Source organism: Roseivirga ehrenbergii (assembly GCF_001593005.1).
GTDB lineage: Bacteria > Bacteroidota > Bacteroidia > Cytophagales > Cyclobacteriaceae > Roseivirga > Roseivirga ehrenbergii.
Window position 1 is genome coordinate 1 of the sequence record NZ_LQZQ01000051.1, and the last position, 19,018, is coordinate 19,018.

Sequence of the window (19,018 nt, forward strand, 5' to 3'; positions counted from 1 at the left end):
TATGACCTTTACTTTGGGAGGGAGGGAAAGTAGAGCTTACTAAGTACTGATTCAGCATCAATACTCAATTGATTATTGAGCTACAATTTGTTCACCGAACTGAGGAAAGTAAGAGGTTAGTATTAGAGTTTGTTTAGAATTCAATAAACTTATCTATTTGAGTATTAATAAGTTCGTTATATAGTTGGTTTATGACCTTTCCATTTGAGAAGTTTCTTTCAATACCGGCTAGTTTAGGTTTAAGAGCAAATACATGCATCCCTAAATAATTAAAAATGTCTGTGAGGTGAGACATGGCAAAAACTCCGCCTTGTACGCCTGAGGAAATGCCCACTAATGCAGCCTTTTTATCTCTAACTCCTTGAGGATATTTTAATCCATCGATGAATGTTTTAAGTATACCAGGGAAGGAACCGTTGTATTCAGGGACGATGAAAATTAGCTTTTTAGCACTTTGGACTTTATCTCTCATTGTATTGAAAATAGCGTTATTTCCATTGTTTTCGTAAAGAGCCGTTCCAGTGAAATCATGAGGTAAGTCAACGAGATCAACAATTTCGGCAGTAATGCCTTTTTCTTGAATAATGGATTGATAGTAATCTGCGACTTGTCTACTAACTGAATTAATACGATTGGTTCCTACTACAATTGTGATCATACTGTGATTTGATTTCAATTCGAAATTAAGGCCTTTGTCTGAAAGAGCATAGGACTATAAGCTTTTATAGAAGTATGATTATGGAATTAAGTTTTGACTTCTAAAGTTCCTCTCAAAATGAAATCTTTTGCATCTTTGAAATTGAATTGAGCATTGACACTATGGACTATACCAAACGAATTTTTGAAGCGCTTAACTACATTCAATCCGAAAATGATTTTCAACCTGAATTTGGTATCATATTGGGGACTGGTTTAGGGGCTTTAGTAGATAAGATTAGAATTGAGCATACAATTGAATATAAAGAGATACCTCACTTTCCCATTTCAACGGTAGAGAGCCATAGTGGTAGGCTGATTTTCGGAGAACTTTCTGGAAAGAAGGTTGTAGCTATGCAGGGGCGGTTTCATTATTACGAAGGCTATGACATGAAGCAGGTAACTTTTCCTGTCCGCGTATTGAAACTCTTAGGGGTTAAGAAACTTTTTGTTTCTAATGCCGCAGGGGGATTAAACTTGAATTTTCAAGTGGCTGATTTAATGATCATTGAAGATCATATTGATTTGACTAAGGAGAATCCGTTAACAGGTGCTAACCTTGATGAATTCGGAGGACGCTTTCCTGATATGAGCGAGCCTTATGAACGTAATATGATTGATCAAGCTTTAGCGATTGCGAAGGAGGAAGGGATAAGGTGTCATGAAGGCGTATACGCTGGGGTGAGTGGCCCTAATTTGGAAACAAGAGCCGAATATCGTTTTCTGAAAATCATTGGTGCAGATGCTGTAGGAATGTCTACTGTACCAGAAGTAATTGTAGCTCGACATATGAATCTTCCTGTGTTTGCTATTTCTGCTATTACAGATTTGTGTGACCCAGATCACTTGGAAGTTGCCGAACTATCTAAAATATTGGCAGCGGCAGCAAAGGCCGAAAATGGGATGACTATTCTATTACAGAAGTTGATTTCGCTACAGTAATTGTTAATTACTACGTTTTTCAAATTCTTCTCGATTACGTTGATTAACTCTCTTTTTAATACTGAAAGTTATTCTAACAGCGATTATAACCCAAAATGTAATCGCTGTCCAAATTATCAACTCAGCCATTTGAAGTAAATTATTTTAATTTGACTGCTGTTCCATAGGCAAGTATTTCAGCTGTTCCTTGCATAATCATAGCGGTTGTAAATCGAACATTGATAATAGCATCTGCTCCTAGTTTTTCAGCGTCCTTCGTCATTCTAAAAATTGCCTCTTCTCTTGATTCAGCTTGTAGTTGGGTATATTCATCTATTTCGCCCCCAACTAAATTCTTAAAGCCAGCGAAGATATCCCTACCTACATTTCTAGCTCTTACAGTACTACCTCTAGCAATACCTACGATCTCTATAATTTCTTTATTCGGAACAAAGTCTGTTGTTGATAGTATCATTTTCTTTTTTTTGAGAAGTTACTATAAAATCGTTTTAAGATTAACATTGCTCTACAGTTCCATAATCAGTTTTAGCTTGTTAATTTCACACTATGGATATTCAAGGGAAAGTGGCCATTGTAACTGGCGTAAGTAAAGGAATAGGTTTGGAAACGGTGAAGCAATTGTTGGAAGCTGGAGCCATTGTAGCAGGATGGGGAAGAACTTCACCCAAATTGGAGCATGCTAATTTTCACTTTTTTAAAACAGATGTTTCTGATTGGGATAATGTTCAGGCTTCCTATAAAGCCACTTCTGATAAGCTTGGTAAGGCAAGTGTTTTGGTGAATAATGCTGGAATGGGTTATCAAGGGCTTATTCACGAAATGGATGTGGCAGAATGGAGAGAGATGTATGACATTAATGTTCATGGATTGTTTTATTGTATTAAAGTAGCCGTACCTAGCATGATAGAATTGGGAGAAGGTCATATCGTTAATATTTCTTCCATTGCAGGAACAAGTGGAATTAAAACAATGTCAGGCTATGTGGGAACAAAACATGCGGTTCGAGGAATTTCACATTCTATTTTTCAAGAGCTAAGAGAATACGGAATAAAGGTGACGACAATTTACCCAGGTTCAACCAATACCAATTTCTTCGATAGTATTGAATTGGCAAATGCCAACGATAATATGATGCGTCCGCAAGATGTAGCAAGTTCAATTGTTCAGTCTGTTCAAACTTTTGCAAATTACCATGTGGTGGATGTAGAAGTTCGACCATTATGGCCAAAAGGAAAGCCCAATAAATAATATTAGGCCTCGTTAAGGATTCAATGTCGATACAGGTAAAGCAACTCACCAAAGTTTACGGACAACAGAAAGCTGTTGATGGAATCTCTTTTGAAGTAAACAAAGGAGATATTCTTGGTTTTCTGGGGCCTAATGGTGCGGGTAAGTCCACAACAATGAAAATTGCGACAGGTTACCTACCACCTTCCGAAGGCGAGGTAATTGTGAATGGGTTTGATATTGTGAAGGAGTCTAAAAAAGCGAGAGCCATTATAGGTTATTTACCAGAGCACAATCCGCTGTATTTAGATATGTTCGTTCACGAGTATCTGGCATTTATTGCTTCCCTTCATCAAATAAAAGGAGAGAAGAGGAAGCAGCGGATAGCTGAAATGATTCGGCTTTGTGGCTTAACACGTGAGCAGAATAAGAAGATAAGCTCGCTTTCAAAAGGGTACAGGCAAAGGGTCGGACTGGCTCAGGCATTATTGCATGACCCTGAAGTGCTTATTCTCGATGAACCCACCACTGGCTTAGACCCCAACCAACTTGCTGAAATCAGAGGTTTAATTAAGCAAATCAGTAAAGATAAAACGGTAATTCTATCGACTCATATTATGCAAGAAGTGAAAGCTTTGTGTAATAGAGTGGTGATTATAAATCAGGGTAGAATTGTGGCCAACGACTCGGTTGCTCATTTGACTTCGGGTGTAAAACAGGTTTTGTATGTGGAATTATCTAAACCAGTTGATCTTAAAGCTATTTCTGAAATTAAAGATTTTCAGTTTAAAGATTTAGGCGCAGGAAAATACCAGGTTACATCAAAGGTTAATAAGTATATTAGAGAGCGATTTTTTAAGCTGGCTTCGGAAAGAAACTGGGTGATTTTAGAAATGCAACTGATTGAGCAAGACCTAGAACAAATTTTCTATGACTTAACTAACCAACAGAGCAATGTGGGCGATTTATAGAAAGGAGGTTCAGCAGTTTCTGAATTCGTTGATCGCTTATGTTGTGATCGGTGTTTTTCTTACTGGTATTGGGTTATTGATGTGGGTTTTCCCTGAAACCAGTGTAATCGATTACGGTTATGCCCAGCTCGATACACTATTCTCATTAGGCCCTTTTGTATACATGTTTCTTATTCCAGCCATTACCATGCGGATGTTGGCTGAAGAGAGAAAAGCAGGAACCTTAGAGTTGCTGCTTACCCGTCCATTGAGTGACTTTCAGATTATTATAGGGAAGTACATGGCTGCTTTTTCTTTGGTGGTTTTCTCTGTGCTGCCCACGTTGGTTTATTATTACTCGGTTTATCAGCTCGGAAACCCAACCGGAAATTTAGATACACCCGGCATTATTGGGTCTTATGTAGGTCTTATTTTATTAGGAGGCGTTTTTACATCCATTGGGCTATTTGCTTCTGCAATCAGCGAAAACCAGATAGTAGCTTTTATTCTAGCTGTGTTCTTCTGTTTCTTTATGTTTACAGGCATAAGTGCATTGGCCGATATTTTCACTGGTCAAACTGCCCTTTATATTGATGAAATGAGCCTTTCATTTCATTATGATGCTATGAGCCGTGGCCTGATTGATTCCAGAAACTTAGTGTATTTCTTAAGTACAATCACTGTGGTTTTGCTGCTTACTTCACTCAAATTCGCTGCGCGAAGAATGTCCTTCAAACCCCATAGAGTGAAGGCTATTAAGGTATTCGCACTGGGGCTTTTCATTGTATTTGCAGTTAATGTAGTTGCTGCCAACTTTTTTTGGAGGTTCGATTTAACAGAAGAAAAACGATATACGCTTCAAGATCCTACTAAGGAACTATTGGGAAAACTGAATCAGCCTTTACATGTGGAAATTTTATTGGGAACCGATTTACCAACCGAATTTCAGCGTTTTCAGAAATCCATTGTAGAAACTGTAGAAGAACTAGGTATTTACAGCAGTCAGCCTATTTACTATTCAGTTAATGATCCTGGAGCGGCTGATACTGAAAGTGAACGAAATAAAAACTATCAGGCTTGGATAGATGCGGGGCTTTCGCCTACCAGAATATTTGACAATGATAATGGAACCGATGTACAGAAGCTTATTTTTCCTTATGTAGTGCTTCGTTACGGAGATCGAACTTCCAGTGTGTTATTGCTGAAAGGGAATCAAGGAGCATCATTTGAAATGAAGCTCAATCAATCGCTTGAGGGTATTGAATACGAATTAGCCACTGGAATTCAGCGCATTGCGGATGTTGATAGAAAGCGTATTGGCTTGCTTCAAGGACATGGTGAACTTGATTCGTTGAACATCTATTGGTTTGCGCGTGATTTTTCTGAAGCATTTAATATTGTACCGGTCAACTTGAGTGAGACAACGGAGTTGAAAAACTTCGATGTGATTATTATGGCAAAACCCACCAAGCCTTTTTCTAGGGAAGACAAATTTAAAATTGATCAGCATTTGATGAATGGAGGCAAGGCCATTTTTATGGTCGATGCCCTTGGAGTAGACATGCGACAAGCAGGCGGAGTTGGTACTTTTGGCTTGCCCTACACGCTTGATTTGGATGATCTGTTTTTTCGTTATGGAATTAGGCTGAAAAATGACTTCATCTTAGATGTGCAAAATTTTGGTCGATACCCGGTAAGGATGGATGACTCTCAAACCATTACCAATTTACGCTGGCCATTTTTCTTTGGTGCTTCGTGGTTTAGCGATCATCCAATTACTCGTAATTTAGATGCCGTTTACACACGTTTTACTAGTACAATTGACACGGTTGCTGCTGAGGGGATCAGGAAAACTCCATTGATGTTTACTTCTCAATACACTCGAATTCTGAATGCGCCAGCACCTGTTTCGTTCGAAGAAATTGCAGCAGAGAATGATCCAAGTCTTTACCAAGGTGGGCAGTATCCTATTGCTTATTTATTGGAAGGGGAATTTGAGAGTCTTTTTAAAAATAGAGTTTTACCGAAAGAGGGAGTGAATACCAGCGATTTTAAAGCCGATAGTCCCGACACGAAAATCATTGTCATTGGTGATGGTGATATAATCAGAAATGAAATGCAGCGAGGAGTACCGCTCGATTTAGGGTTTAATCCATATGCCGAAGGTGAAGAAAAAAAGGTGTTTGCCAATAAAGACTTTATGATGAATGCGCTGACCTATTTGATAAACGATGATGGATTAATTCAGGCAAGAAATAAAGAGATTAAGCTACGACCTTTAGATAGAATTCGAGCGCAAAAAGAAAAGTTGAAATGGCAGATGATTAACCTTGTTGGGCCAATTGTTTTGTTAGTGCTCTTTGGAGTGATTCGCAACTTTATTCGCGTTAGAAAATATAGCCGTTTCTAGGTTTTTCAGAAGGTTGAAAGAACTTCAACCTTCTGAAAAAATCAGTTTAGTATTTCGTTAAGCTATTGTCAATTTCATCAGCATAGGCCAAAATTCCACCCTTAAGGTTATAGAGATTTTCGAAACCATGGTTTTGCTCTAACCAGTTGATCACATCTCCACTGCGTTTTCCGCTACGGCAATGGATCACTACTTTTTTATCACGGCTAATTTTATCTACGTTTCCCGGAATGGTATTCATGGGGATCAACTCTCCACCAATTTCGGCTATTTCAAATTCATTTTGTTCTCTTACATCAATCAACTGAAAGTCTGCTCCTGATGCTTTTAGTTCTGCTAGTTCCTTTACGGTAGTTTCTTTCATAACACTATTTAATATGGAATTGAAAATTAGTGAATTAAGATTGGAATGGTATAATTGAGCCTGTTATGTGAACCTATTTACTGAAGTATTTTTCACGTAGTTCTTCTAAATATTCTGCAGTGAGTGGTTTACTCGTAAATTCGCTTACTTCGTTTATTTCGTTTGCCTTTTTTACGTAATCCGGGTTTTTGGATGTGGATAGCATAACCACTATGATTCTTTCGTTGTCTGGCTTCTCCAGTGCTGCATATGCTTGTAAAAATTCCCAGCCATCCATTCTGGGCATGTTGATATCTAGAAAAATTAAGTCTGGAGATGTTTTTTCACCTTTTAGGCTTAACTGAAGATATTCTAGGGCCTCTTGTCCTCCCGTAACTGATACTACTTCTTCTGCAAATTCAGACCTTTCTATTACAATTTTATGATAAAAATTATCAGCTTCATTGTCGTCAATTAATAGAACGCAGGGAATTTTCTTTTTCATGATTGTTTAATTTGGTATTGAAAAATAGAATGTGCTACCACGATCGGGTTGAGATTCGACCCATATTTTGCCACCGTGTAGTTCAGCTATTTTCAGACAGCGAGCTAGTCCAATCCCCGTGCCTTCATATGAATCTTGATTATGAAGTCGTTGAAAAATGACAAATATTTTTTCTTTATATTTTTCCTCAATGCCTATTCCATTATCCTTTACAGCAAATATGTTTTGGTTCATTTCTTTTTTTACTGAAATGTTAATTTCGGGGGTCGTATTTGGCTTAGAGTATTTTATAGCATTGGATATCAGGTTTTGGAAAAGTGAACGTAGCTCATGTTCATAGCCTTTAACTTGAACTAGTCTGTCGATGTTCAGCTTAACTTTCTTTTTTTCTAATTGGACTGATAAATCAATTTTTATCTGTTCTACTATGTTATTACAATCAACAAGAGTTGGTTCCTTTTCGTATTTCCCAATGCTTGTATACTCTAATAATGCATGCAGCAAGTCTTGCATTCGCTCTACAGACCGAGTAATATAATTTAGGTACAGATTTGAATCTTCATCCAGTTGGTTATTGTATTTCCAATTAAGTAGCTCCACATAATTTGCTACTGTTCTAAGTGGCTCCTGTAAATCATGCGAGGCGATGTAAGCAAATTGATTGAGCTCTTTGTTTTTTTGTTCGAGTAATTGTAAGTGTTGATGGACTAATAACTCTGCCTTTTTTTGTTCTGTGATGTCTTGAAATGTACCAGTAACTTTAACTGTAACTCCATTTTGGATGATTGGCCTACCAATCGAACGAACCCATAGATGTTTTCCTTTTGCGGTTATAAATTTAACCTCTAAATCGAATGATTCATTTAGGTCAATGGCGTTTTGAACAGCTTTTTCAATTTTAGGTCGATCATCGGGGTGATAATATTTAATTCCTTCTGATAAGACCGGTTTTTTATTAGGGTCTAGTTCATAAATTAAGTATGTCTCCTCTGTCCAATCAATTTCTAATGAATTAACATCTAACTCCCACCCGCCAATTTTAGCCGTCTCACTCATTCTAGCTAATAAAGCTTCGTTTTTTCTAAGATCTTCCTCAGCCAACCTTTGTTTGGTAATGTCATAAACAATGCCTTCGCGAAACATTACTTTGCCAGCGGTATTACGTCTAATGTAGGTGGTGTCGAGCACCCATTTTATTTCTCCATTTTTAGTGATGAGTCTATATGGTTCATGATGATACATGTTGTTGGTATCACTTTGATTAGCTCTTACCACTTCTTTAGATACTCTTTCTATATCATCTGGATGGATTATGTCGTCATAGCGTATTACTCTGTTTAAAAAGTCTTCAGTAGAGTATCCTGTCAACTCTACAACGTTTTTTGATACAAAATCAACAGGTAAATCTTTAATGTTTTTCCACCGAAAAACTACGGCTGGACTTCGGTTGATTATATTATAGGCATACCTAAGGGCTGCTTGAGCTTCTTTCCTCTCCGTTATGTCTTGCATTGTGCCAATTGACCCAATAAAGTTGTTGTTCTTATCGTATTTTGCTTCTGCTATTAGCTCAAGATGCAACCATTTTCCGCTGGAATGTTTTGCTCTAAATTCAAACTTAGTCGTTTTTTCGCTTGTCAAAGACTTTACTAGTTTCTCAAATAATGGTTGATCATTTGGGTGAATTAGTTCGTAGAAACTATCTCTTTGTGGTGTGAAAAGATTCGGGTTTAAACCGAATAAGGAAAAGAGCTCATCAGACCACCAGATTTCATTAGTAGGTAAGGATGTGTCAAAGCTTCCAATTTTAGCCACTTTTTGGGCTTGGTTAAGATTATATTCTGCGTCTTGATTTATGTCTTTATTTAAGAGGTAGTTAACTTTTGACTTGCTTTCAGTAATGTCTAAATGGACAGCGGTATAGCATTCAATTTTTCCTTGATCGTTTATCGAGGGAACAATAGATGACTGAGTCCAGAAGTAGGCTCCATTTTTCTTTCGGTTTTTCAACTCTCCTTTCCAGGCATGGTTAGAAGAAATTTGACTATCAATGGTTGAAATGAGGCTGTGATTTTCACCCAATAATTCTTCTCGACTGTAGCCCGAGATGTTACAAAAATTGTCGTTTACGAAAGTGAAGTTGCCTTTCGTATCAACAACAGAAATAATAGAAGCATGATTTAATGCTTCGAGAAGTGTCTTTTCATCTCTACTAGTTTTGGCTAGTTCATGTGTGTCTTCGGTTTTAGACATTAATTTTTATAGTGAATTGTCTTATTACGTATCAGTCTTTATCTGATAATTTAAACTCCTGATAAGTTACTTAAATATATACTAAATGCCATGTTGTACTTTATTTCTGATGAACTGAAATAATGAAGTGTCCTTTTTTTGAAGTAAATGCACAAGTTTACAAGATTTGTGAAATCCATTTTTTAAGCCCAGTATATGAAAACAAAAAAACCTCAACCATTTCTGATTGAGGTTTATGGTTAATTTTCTCTGGAATATTATAAGGTCTGTTTTAGATCGAATTTCTCTAAATAATCAGCTACTCTTCTTACCACCATTCCACCTAAAGATCCATCAACAACTCTGTGGTCGTATGAGTGTGAAAGGAACATCTTATGACGAATTGCAATTGCATCACCAGAAGGAGTTTCAATTACTGCGGGCTTTTTAACCACCGCACCTAAAGCCATAATTGCAACTTGAGGTTGCATGATAATTGGAGTTCCCATTACGTTACCGAAAGAGCCAACGTTTGAAACGGTGAATGTACCTCCTTGCAAATCGTCTGGCGTCAATTTGTTTTCACGTGCTTTTTTAGCCAAGGCGTTTACCTTCTTAGTAAGGCCAGTTAAGTTGTATTGGTCAGCTCGGTGAATTACAGGAACGATAAGGTTACCACTAGGTAAAGCTACAGCTAAACCGATGTTGATGTCTTTTTTCTTAATGATTCTAGAGCCGTCTACCTGAATATTAATCATTGGGTAGTCCTTAATGGCTTTTACAATGGCCTCAATAAAGATTGGGGTAAAGGTAATTGGCTCACCTTCTCTTTCCATAAAACCATTTTTCACCTTGTTTCTCCATGCAACTACATTCGATACATCTGCTTCAACAAAAGAAGTAACGTGTGGAGAAATGCGTTTAGAGTCTACCATTCGCTCGGCAATCATCTTACGCATTCTGTCCATTTCTATGATTTCATCTTCGCCTGAAATAGAAACTGGCATTTGTTTCGGAGCCGACTGCGCTGGCGCAGACGGTGCTGTTTGCGTCTGAGTAGGAGCTGCTGCTACACCACCTTGTGGCCTGTTTTTAACGTAGGCCAAAATATCTTTTTTAGTTACTCTGTCTTCTCTACCAGTGCCTGGAACTCTTTCCAATTCACTCATAGAAATGCCTTCTTCACGGGCAATGTTCATTACCAAAGGTGAATAGAACCTATCGCCAGAGGGTTTCTCTAATACGACCGCTTGATTATTGGAAGTGGCTTCTGCAGGTTTTTCACTTGCGGTGGTAGCTTTAGTGGCTTCCACAGCTGGTGTAGTATCACCACCAGCAGATGCTTCTGTTTCTATTCGGGCAATTGGAGCTCCGACAGCCACTACATCGCCTTCTTTTACTAATATTTCTTTTAAAACACCTGCGTGAATGGCAGGAACTTCAGTGTCTACCTTGTCTGTGGCTACTTCCAATACAGACTCATCGGCTTCAATTGTGTCGCCTTCCTGTTTTAGCCAAGTCAAGACCGTGCCTTCCATTATACTCTCGCCCATTTTAGGCATCACCATTTCTACAAGTGCCATATTCTTATGTTCTTAGAGATTAAAAACGTTCGCATTAAAAAGACAAAAATAGCATTAAACCAAATATTATCAATGTTCTATTGGCTCAAACTTTTTCTAACCAAATTTAATACGGCTATTTCTGTTAATTCAATATTTAATATTCTATTCTGTGTTAATTGAAGTCGTTTGGTTATGGTTTGTTTGCCATCTGCAAAGGCAATCCATACTGTTCCGACTGGTTTTTCTTCAGAACCACCGCCTGGTCCGGCAATTCCACTACTAGCTACACCTATGTCTGAGTTAAATTTTTCTCTAACCCTCTCGGCCATTTCTTTAACGCATTCTTCGCTTACCGCACCATGTTTTTCAAGTGTGGAAGCCTTCACACCTAACACATCAATCTTAAATTGGTTGTGGTAAGGTACAATTCCGCCCTGAAAGTAAGCAGATGATCCGGGAATTTGAGTGATTTTATGTTGAATAAATCCACCTGAACAACTTTCTGCAAGGGCAATTGTTTTCTTTTGGGCCAGTAGAAGCTGTCCAATGGCTTCTTCTAGGCTCGTTTCATCATAACCATAAATGTATTTACCGCCTAGAGGAATAAATGCTTCAATCAGTTGTTGCACATCTTTTTCCAGTTGACTGCGGTCGTCACCAATGGCAGTAAGTCTTAATTTCACATGGCCAACACTCGGAAGATAGGCCAAGCGAATATGAGGAGGGAGGGCGTTTTCCCAATCTTTTATTTTATCTGCTAGAAAGGATTCGCCAATTCCTACCGTTCTAATTACCTTATGGTAAATTACTGGGGTTTGAAAGAAAGTACGAACCTTCGGAATAATGAATTCCTTCATTACGTTCTTCATCTCATGGGGTACGCCTGGCATAGAAACAAATATTTTCCCGTTTCTTTCATACCATGTGCAAGGTGCCGTGCCCAAAGAGTTATGAATCACCTCGGCAATTTCAGGAACTAGCGCCTGCCTTTTATTCATTTCTGTAAAATCTCTTCCTCGTTTTTCGAAGAAGTCTTTCACGTGTGCCAAAACACTAGCGTTTTCTACAATTTTGCAACCAAAATATTTGGCCAGACTGGGCATAGTAAGGTCGTCATTTGTAGGGCCTAAACCGCCCGTAATTAACACCAAATCTGCTCGGCTTTCGGCTTCTGTAAATGCATGCAGTATATCTGGTTCATTGTCGCCAACAGTAGTTTTTCTCACTACTCTAACGCCTAGTAGGTCGAGCTGAGCACTCATCCATTGAGCATTGGTATCTAAAATTTGACCAAAGAGAATTTCATCTCCAATGGTCAGGATTTCCGCAGTTACGTTTTTCATATGGAAATTATTGGGCGGCTTTTAAGGCTTGCTCAATGTCGGTTATAATATCTGTAATGTGCTCTAAACCTACTGAAACCCTAATCAGTTCCGGAGTTATTCCCACTTTTATTCTCTCTTCTTCCGAGAGTTTTGCATGTGTGGTAGAAGAAGGGTGAGTTACAATGGTTCGGCTATCGCCTAAATTCGCAGTAAGGGAACAGATTTTAATGTTGTTCAAAAATACTCTTCCGCTTTCTAAACCTCCTTTAATGCCAAACGCGACCATTGCTCCACCAGCCTTCATTTGTTTTTTAGCCACTTCATACATAGGGTGTGACTTTAAGAATGGGTATTTAACCCATTCCACAAATTCAGAATTTTCGAGAAATTCAGCCAGCTTGAGTGCATTTTCAGAATGGCGATCCATGCGTACAGCCAAGGTTTCTAAGCTTTTAGAAATTACCCAGGCATTAAAGGCAGAAAGGGCAGGGCCAGTGCTTCTGCTAAAGGCATAGATTTCATCTATCAATTCCTTTTTACCAACCGTAATCCCACCCATTACACGGCCTTGTCCGTCCATGAATTTGGTGGCCGAATGAATAACTAAGTCGGCACCGTATTGAATCGGTTGTTGTAGGTAAGGTGTAGCAAAGCAGTTGTCGACTACTAAAATCAGTTTGTGTTTTTTTGCAAAATGACCCAACCATTCTAAATCAATAATATCTACAGCTGGGTTTGTTGGGGTTTCTACATATAAAATTTTGCTATTGGGTTGAACCGCATTGTCCCAATCGCTGGTATTGTCAATGTCCACATAAGTGGTGTCGATTTTCCATTTGGATAATATTTTACCTAAAACGGTATGGGTTGAACCAAAAATGGATCGACAAGAAATGATGTGGTCGCCAGAGGAAAGTAAGGCAGCGAATGTAGAGAAAATGGCAGCCATTCCTGAAGCAAAAGCGTAACCCGCTTCGGCCTTTTCCATTTTGCAAACCTTGTCTACGAGTTCTTGTAGGTTTGGATTGCTAAAGCGGCTATAAATGTTTTTGTCGTTCTCACCAGCAAAAGCCGCACGCATTTCTTCCGCGTCCTCATAAGTGAAGCTAGAAGTAAGGTACATAGGAGTAGAGTGTTCCTGCGCATGTGTGCCTTCAATCTGAGTGCGAATTGCCTCGGTTTCGAATTGTTTTTGCTTCTCTTTCATTCAAATCATTTCTGACCCAAATATACATTCGGAAACAGCTAGAGAAAAGGATTCCTATTATTCTTGAATAAGTATGCGAATAGAGTAAGCCATCTGACCTTGAAAATCTGTAAATTCGTGAACTTTACAGTTGAATTTAATCAATCCGAAATGAAAAAATGTTTAATGGTTTTCCTTATGGCATCCCTAATGGGCTGTGGAGGAACAAAAACTGAGAATAAAATTGAAGAGGTAAAAGTGATTTCGCCAAAAACAGAACATCACTCAGAAAGCATCACTAAAGTTTTTGATGCTCATGGTGGTTTTGGTAATTGGTCTGAAATGAAGCAGCTTTCTTATGATATGTCCAATGGACAACATCACTTGATTGAGCTCCAAAGTAGGTATACCCGAATTGAATCAGAAAATGACACCACAGGTTTTGATGGTAATGAGGTTTGGGTAACCCCAGCAACGGTCAATGCTTCCAGAGCTCGAATGACCTATAATCTATATTTTTACTTTTATGCGTTTCCTTTTGTGGTAGGCGATGAAGGAGTTATTTATGAAGATGTAGAGCCAATGAACATCCTAGGTACTACTTATAATGGAGTTAAAATATCGTATGAAAACGGAATAGGTGAGTCTTCAAAAGATAATTACATTATTTATTCCGATCCGGAAACCAATAAAATGGCTTGGCTAATGTATACTGCCACTTTTGGTGGAGAAGAGGCAAGTGACAGGTGGAGCTTAATTAAGTATGATCAATGGCAAACCATTAACGGAATTACCATTCCAAAATCTTTGCAGTGGTATCAATATAAAGACGGAGAAGTGGGCGGAATGAGAAATGAGCTGCTTTTCGAGAATGTAAAGCTTTCAAAGGAAGTTCCAAACATGGATAATTTCAAAATGCCTGAAGGTGCACAAATAGCTCCAAGAGGTTAAAGCTTAGTTTAATTTTCATGAAATGTCGCAATGGGTTTATTCCTGTTGCGACATTTTTTTTGTGCAGATTCTTACTCAAAAACTCGGCAAGAAATGACAAGCGAATGAGTCATTCTTTCCCCATATTTGTCCGCTTACAAGATTCTTGTTTTCATTTTGACAGCAATTTTCTCTATTCGAAAAGAAAACTTTGTGAAAAGTTGCTAAAAGAGCTGTTTAGTGAAAATAATAGTTACTTGGAACAGAACTTGCTTGAAGAGAAATCGTTTAACGAAGCCATATATATGAAACCAAATTCACACAACATGAAAAGCATCTTTAAATTAGTGCCAGTCTTCTGTTTACTGCTCTTTGTAATGTCTTCTTGTAAGAGTCAAAAAGCGGTGGTTGATGCCAACCAAGAACCAGAAGAAGTTATTGAAGAAACCACTCCCGAGCCAACACCTCCTGTAAAGAAGGAAGAACCAAAAGAAGACCCAGAGGCGGCCAATAGGGCGCTTGACGCTAGGTTGTCTAATTATTTTGGGCAAATCGCGAATGCTTCTTCTATTAACGCAGCAAATAATAATATCAGAGAAGCCGTTGGAATGTTTAGTAATGGAGAAGCTCCAGTATTGATCATTTTTTACGCAGCCAATGGAACTGAAGATTTTGACGAACCAACTACGATTACTAAGTACCTTAACTATTTAAAGGACCTTAAGAAGGCTCCACACAAGGTAAAAGAAATGGTGATGGATTCTCAAGGCAGAATCAAGGAACTAGTATTAGTAAAGAAATAGTCAAAAATACCCTAACACAAGAAATTATGAACAATCAAATATTTAAAAGACTTTCTTATGTGGTTGCTTTAATGGCTTTTTTTGCTGTTTCAACCCAAGCTCAAAGTCCTGTAGACCCCAATCGTGAAAAAGCAATTGACTCACTAGCCTTAGAAAAAGTTAAAGACTTAGGAAAGTACATTGCCATTATTGGTAATAAGGATACTCCTTTTTCTGAAGCCAACCGCGTAATGGATAGGGCCGAAGAATTATTCGCTCCGGGTAGCGAAATGGGTGTGTCATCACTCGCTTCGGAAGAAATTAAGTACTACAAAGTACGTGAGTATTTCCAGCGATTAATGGCGCTTAACTATGATAAGGTAAATATTGAATGGTACGATGTTCAATATATATCTGATTTAGAAAGACAGCCTGATGGCCGTTATGTTGGTGTAGTTACTATCTATCAGAAGTTTGAAGGAACTACCGCGGATAAAATGAACTATAAAGACACAACTAAAAAGGATATTACCATTTACGTAGAAAAGAAAAAGACTCAGATTGCTGGTAGAACTATCGAATTTTGGGACGTAATTTTAGGCGATATCAGAGTATCTGAAACTTCAGTATGAAAAAACTAATTCTTCTTTCACTTTCTTTTTTCTTCGTTTTTACCTCATATTCTTCTGCCCAAATTGTGGGTGAAAATTATGAAATCGAGCAGCAACTGTTGGCAAGCACGAAGCAACTCAATCAGTTTTTTAAGCGCTTTAACGGAGAAGAAGACGTAAAAGGAAGAACGTTTGAGCCTGATGATAGGCAATATCGCAATGAAAGATTGCGTAAAAAATACCTCAGTATCCTCTTCGATGAGGAGGATACTGATATTTCTTCTCAAGCCAAGAATGACTTTATCGAAAGAGTAACTCAAGGCGATAATCCTGAATTTTTAAACCTGCACTCTACAGATTGGTTTGCAGTAGTAAACACTACTTTTCTCTACAAAGGGAAAGAAATGCCATTACTGCTCTATATGAAAATTCAGCAGGAGGCACTTGGTTACGAATGGGTTATAGCCGATGTGGCTTTCGATCCTTACAAAACCATGTTTGACAAGCAGCGAGGCGAAACCAAAGTGTTTTTGCACCCAATGAGCCACGAGCTTGACTTTATGAATTTACGAAAGGCCCTTGTGAAAGGAGGCGTTCCAGAATCATATACTTTGGCCGATTACAAACCAGATTTCTTGACCATATTTCTCTATGAGGTAAAAATGGGAATTCTTCAATTTCAAACTGTAAACCGAATGAATTACCATTTCTTTGGTATTGATGGCTGGTACTTTTCTCTCACCAATTTTAATCGTGCCAACGATAATTCAGGTTGGTTAATTTCAGACTTACTTCAAGTCAACACTTCTCAAAAGGAAGATTTATTGAAAATAATTTATGAGAAGAAATAGACTCATATTATTACTGCTCTTTTTTAGTGCAAGTGCCTCATTGTGGGCGCAATTCCCTGTTTTGCCAGACTCGGTATTGGAAAAAAAGAAAGAGGGAGTAAAAGAAATTATCAGTGCACTGGAGTATTATCTGAATGTAATTGGATCGGAGCGAACTGCTGTAAGCGAAAAGGAAGTGATTATTAGCAACAGCTATGCAAAGCTTTTTGTCGACCCCAAAGTTCAGGTAGAAGATGACTTGGAAGAGAAAAGATCAACTCCGATTTTTAAAGACATTCAGGCCTACTTAAAAGATATTGATTTCTTTTTCAAGAATGTGGTGTTCGATTTCGAGATCACAGAAATATTGGTGCAAACCAAAGAGGATGGCACGCCCTTCTATAAGGCCGAAATTATAAGAAATTTACAAGGTACTTCACTAGGTGGAGAGCCTGTAAACAGTAGTCAAAAGCGATTTATAGAGCTGAATTTAGACCCGAAAAAGAGTGAACTTAAAATTGCCAGTATATATACAAATAAACTGAGCAGAGATAAGCAGTTAAGGGAGTGGTGGTCTTTGCTGACCTTAGGGTGGAAGCAAGTTTTTAAAGATAAAATTAAGTTTGAAGGTGACAGTATGTCCAATCAGGATTTGGTGCGTTTGGCTTCTATCGATTCCCTTGATTTATCAGGAAATGACCTTGTGCTTAATCTTGATCCAATTTATCAGCTTACCAACCTGAAGTATCTGAAAATAAGCAATACATGGGTCAATGATCTAAAACCTTTGCGATCTATCAATACATTAAAGTCACTTGATGTTTCCAACACTTCAGTTTTCGACCTTCAATACCTAAAATACCACAACGAAATTGAATCGCTTAATCTCTCCAATTGTCATGTTGAGGATTTCTCACTATTGAAGTCGTTTGAGAAATTGGAGAAATTGAATCTTTCTAGAATCAAGCAAATAGATTTATCATTCATAAGTGAACTGGTTTCTTTGGAAGAACTCAATTTATCTGAAGCCGCACAAACGGCAACGGTTGATTTTTCTAAGTTGAATAAGCTTAAAAAGTTAGACTTATCAGCAAGCGATATTATAAATCTGAATGGGTTTCAGTCGGCTATTGCGCTGCAAGATTTAAAGCTGGAATTGACAAATGTAAGTGACTTGACTTCGCTTTCGGGTTTAGGGCAATTGAAGACCTTGAACATTACCAATACTAAGGTAGAATCACTTGAGCCACTGAGTCAGGTGAAATCTTTAACAAAGATATACTGCGACAATGCGCCCCTCAATGAAGCGAGTACAGAAGCGTATATGGAAGCCAATCCACGAGTTTTGGTGGTGAGAAATACCAAGCAATTAGAACAATGGTGGGGTGGTATGTCAGACATGTGGAAGGGCGTTTTAGCAAAATATATGGATACGCCTAACCCTGATAATGAAGATTTAATTCAGCTCTTAAGAATCGATTCTTTGAACTTAGAAGGAGCCGGAATTATAACTTTAGCACCACTGGCGCAACTGAAGAAAATCGCGCATTTGAACTTAAATTCTAATCCATTAAAGAACCTTCAAGGCCTTGAGTCATTGGAACGTTTAGAAACACTTACCCTGAATAATACTTCCGTAGCAGATCTTTCGCCTTTGGCGAACTTATCTAACTTAAGACATATTGAGGCTGAGAACACCAAGGTCAAAAATATTACTGACTTGGGGCGATTGGCCATGTTGAAATACTTGAGTTTAGAGGGGAGTAATGTGGATAAAACTGCGGTTTCGTTAATACTCGATAAGAAGGAAGACTTGACCGTGATTTTCCAAACCAAAGCTCTAAATGCTTGGTGGGGAATCTTAAGCGAACCTATGAAAAGGGCTTTCAAAGAAAATGTGGTAATGGCTGCTCAGCCAACCGCCAAACAGCTACATCAATTGGTTTCCCTTGAAAGGTTGAATATTCAAGGCTCATCGATTATTAGTTTGGTGGAACTGTCTGAGTTTTACCGATTGAAAGAGCTGAGCTTAAACCGGCTTGGAATGAGAGATTTAAACTCATTACCAGACCTAAAAACTTTAGAGTCTCTGAGTTTTACCGAAATGCCAGTAGCGGATTTATTGTCTGTACTTAAATTCAATAATCTCAAGTCACTGAATTTTAGCAATACCGCCATTGATGATTTACGTCCGCTCACAACGATGACGAAATTAGAGCGAATCAATTGCTCAGGAACAAATGTGAAGCGTTTCACGGGGCTAGAAGGGCTGTCTAACTTAAAATGGATTGACTGTTCAAACACGAAAGTTTTCAAGTTCGACCGACTAACAGAATTGAAGAAACTAGAAACCGTTATCTGTTTCAATACCTCTTTGCGAAGCAACGACATTGAAAAGCTGAAAAGTGCTCTTCCGAATGTGGAAGTTGTGTTTTATTAAGGATATAAAAACCCTCCAAAAGTTTTGAACTTTTGGAGGGTTGA

The 19,018-nt window shown here is 38.2% G+C and carries 17 protein-coding genes; 9 read left to right on the forward strand and 8 right to left on the reverse strand.

All coding sequences use genetic code 11. The features are described 5' to 3' along the window. Positions 1-133: 133 nt before the first annotated feature. On the reverse strand, positions 134-658 hold the full coding sequence (locus tag MB14_RS17280; protein ID WP_062593864.1) for an NADPH-dependent FMN reductase: 525 nt from the start codon (positions 656-658) through the stop codon (positions 134-136). A gap of 161 nt (positions 659-819) precedes the next feature. Here MB14_RS17280 and MB14_RS17285 point away from each other — a divergent pair, with 161 nt between their 5' ends. After that, on the forward strand, positions 820-1,638 hold the full coding sequence (locus MB14_RS17285; protein ID WP_062593866.1) for a purine-nucleoside phosphorylase: 819 nt from the start codon (positions 820-822) through the stop codon (positions 1,636-1,638). Between the two features lie 139 nt (positions 1,639-1,777). Here MB14_RS17285 and MB14_RS17290 read toward each other — a convergent pair whose 3' ends face one another. After that, positions 1,778-2,092 (reverse strand): YbjQ family protein, encoded by a 315-nt coding sequence (locus MB14_RS17290; RefSeq protein WP_062593868.1) that lies wholly within the window; start codon positions 2,090-2,092, stop codon positions 1,778-1,780. A 92-nt stretch (positions 2,093-2,184) separates the two neighbouring features. Here MB14_RS17290 and MB14_RS17295 point away from each other — a divergent pair, with 92 nt between their 5' ends. The 3 genes from MB14_RS17295 to gldG are packed head-to-tail and all read left to right on the forward strand — an operon-like array spanning position 2,185 to position 6,225. Continuing rightward, positions 2,185-2,886 carry an SDR family oxidoreductase gene (locus tag MB14_RS17295; RefSeq protein WP_062593870.1) on the forward strand — a complete coding sequence of 234 codons (702 nt, stop codon included), beginning with the start codon at positions 2,185-2,187 and terminating at the stop codon, positions 2,884-2,886. Positions 2,887-2,909: 23 nt separating this feature from the next. Continuing rightward, entirely contained in the window at positions 2,910-3,836 is a 927-nt protein-coding gene (gene gldA / locus MB14_RS17300; protein ID WP_062593872.1) for a gliding motility-associated ABC transporter ATP-binding subunit GldA, read from the forward strand. Continuing rightward, positions 3,820-6,225 carry a gliding motility-associated ABC transporter substrate-binding protein GldG gene (gene gldG / locus MB14_RS17305; RefSeq protein WP_062593874.1) on the forward strand — a complete coding sequence of 802 codons (2,406 nt, stop codon included), beginning with the start codon at positions 3,820-3,822 and terminating at the stop codon, positions 6,223-6,225. The genes gldA and gldG overlap by 17 nt, the downstream gene beginning before the upstream one ends. A 46-nt stretch (positions 6,226-6,271) precedes the next feature. Here gldG and MB14_RS17310 read toward each other — a convergent pair whose 3' ends face one another. The 6 genes from MB14_RS17310 to MB14_RS17335 all read right to left on the reverse strand — a co-directional run bounded on the left by MB14_RS17310 (position 6,272) and on the right by MB14_RS17335 (position 13,402). Next, positions 6,272-6,589: a rhodanese-like domain-containing protein gene (locus MB14_RS17310; RefSeq protein ID WP_062593876.1), complete on the reverse strand. Its 318-nt coding sequence runs from the start codon at positions 6,587-6,589 to the stop codon at positions 6,272-6,274. Positions 6,590-6,662: 73 nt separating this feature from the next. After that, a complete protein-coding gene (locus MB14_RS17315; RefSeq protein ID WP_062593878.1) occupies positions 6,663-7,073 on the reverse strand; it encodes a response regulator in 411 nt (136 codons plus the stop codon). A 6-nt stretch (positions 7,074-7,079) separates the two neighbouring features. Further along, positions 7,080-9,326 carry a PAS domain-containing protein gene (locus MB14_RS17320; protein ID WP_062593879.1) on the reverse strand — a complete coding sequence of 749 codons (2,247 nt, stop codon included), beginning with the start codon at positions 9,324-9,326 and terminating at the stop codon, positions 7,080-7,082. Between the two features lie 257 nt (positions 9,327-9,583). Further along, positions 9,584-10,888 carry a dihydrolipoamide acetyltransferase family protein gene (locus tag MB14_RS17325; protein ID WP_062593881.1) on the reverse strand — a complete coding sequence of 435 codons (1,305 nt, stop codon included), beginning with the start codon at positions 10,886-10,888 and terminating at the stop codon, positions 9,584-9,586. A 77-nt stretch (positions 10,889-10,965) separates the two neighbouring features. Then, positions 10,966-12,213: a competence/damage-inducible protein A gene (locus MB14_RS17330; protein WP_062593883.1), complete on the reverse strand. Its 1,248-nt coding sequence runs from the start codon at positions 12,211-12,213 to the stop codon at positions 10,966-10,968. A gap of 7 nt (positions 12,214-12,220) precedes the next feature. Next, positions 12,221-13,402, reverse strand: coding sequence for a trans-sulfuration enzyme family protein (locus MB14_RS17335; protein WP_062593885.1), 1,182 nt, complete (start codon positions 13,400-13,402; stop codon positions 12,221-12,223). Between the two features lie 150 nt (positions 13,403-13,552). On the opposite strand from MB14_RS17335, the gene MB14_RS17340 reads away from it, so the two are divergent. The 5 genes from MB14_RS17340 (at position 13,553) to MB14_RS17360 (ending at position 18,974) form a co-directional block, all read left to right on the forward strand. Beyond that, entirely contained in the window at positions 13,553-14,332 is a 780-nt protein-coding gene (locus tag MB14_RS17340; RefSeq protein WP_062593887.1) for a DUF6503 family protein, read from the forward strand. Positions 14,333-14,637: 305 nt separating this feature from the next. After that, positions 14,638-15,114 carry a nucleoid-structuring protein H-NS gene (locus MB14_RS19010; RefSeq protein WP_132644143.1) on the forward strand — a complete coding sequence of 159 codons (477 nt, stop codon included), beginning with the start codon at positions 14,638-14,640 and terminating at the stop codon, positions 15,112-15,114. 71 nt (positions 15,115-15,185) lie between these two features. Continuing rightward, positions 15,186-15,725, forward strand: coding sequence for a hypothetical protein (locus MB14_RS17350; protein ID WP_245620839.1), 540 nt, complete (start codon positions 15,186-15,188; stop codon positions 15,723-15,725). Then, positions 15,722-16,555 carry a hypothetical protein gene (locus tag MB14_RS17355; RefSeq protein ID WP_062593891.1) on the forward strand — a complete coding sequence of 278 codons (834 nt, stop codon included), beginning with the start codon at positions 15,722-15,724 and terminating at the stop codon, positions 16,553-16,555. The genes MB14_RS17350 and MB14_RS17355 overlap by 4 nt, the downstream gene beginning before the upstream one ends. Next, positions 16,542-18,974: a leucine-rich repeat domain-containing protein gene (locus MB14_RS17360; RefSeq protein ID WP_062593893.1), complete on the forward strand. Its 2,433-nt coding sequence runs from the start codon at positions 16,542-16,544 to the stop codon at positions 18,972-18,974. The genes MB14_RS17355 and MB14_RS17360 overlap by 14 nt, the downstream gene beginning before the upstream one ends. Positions 18,975-19,018 lie beyond the last annotated feature (44 nt).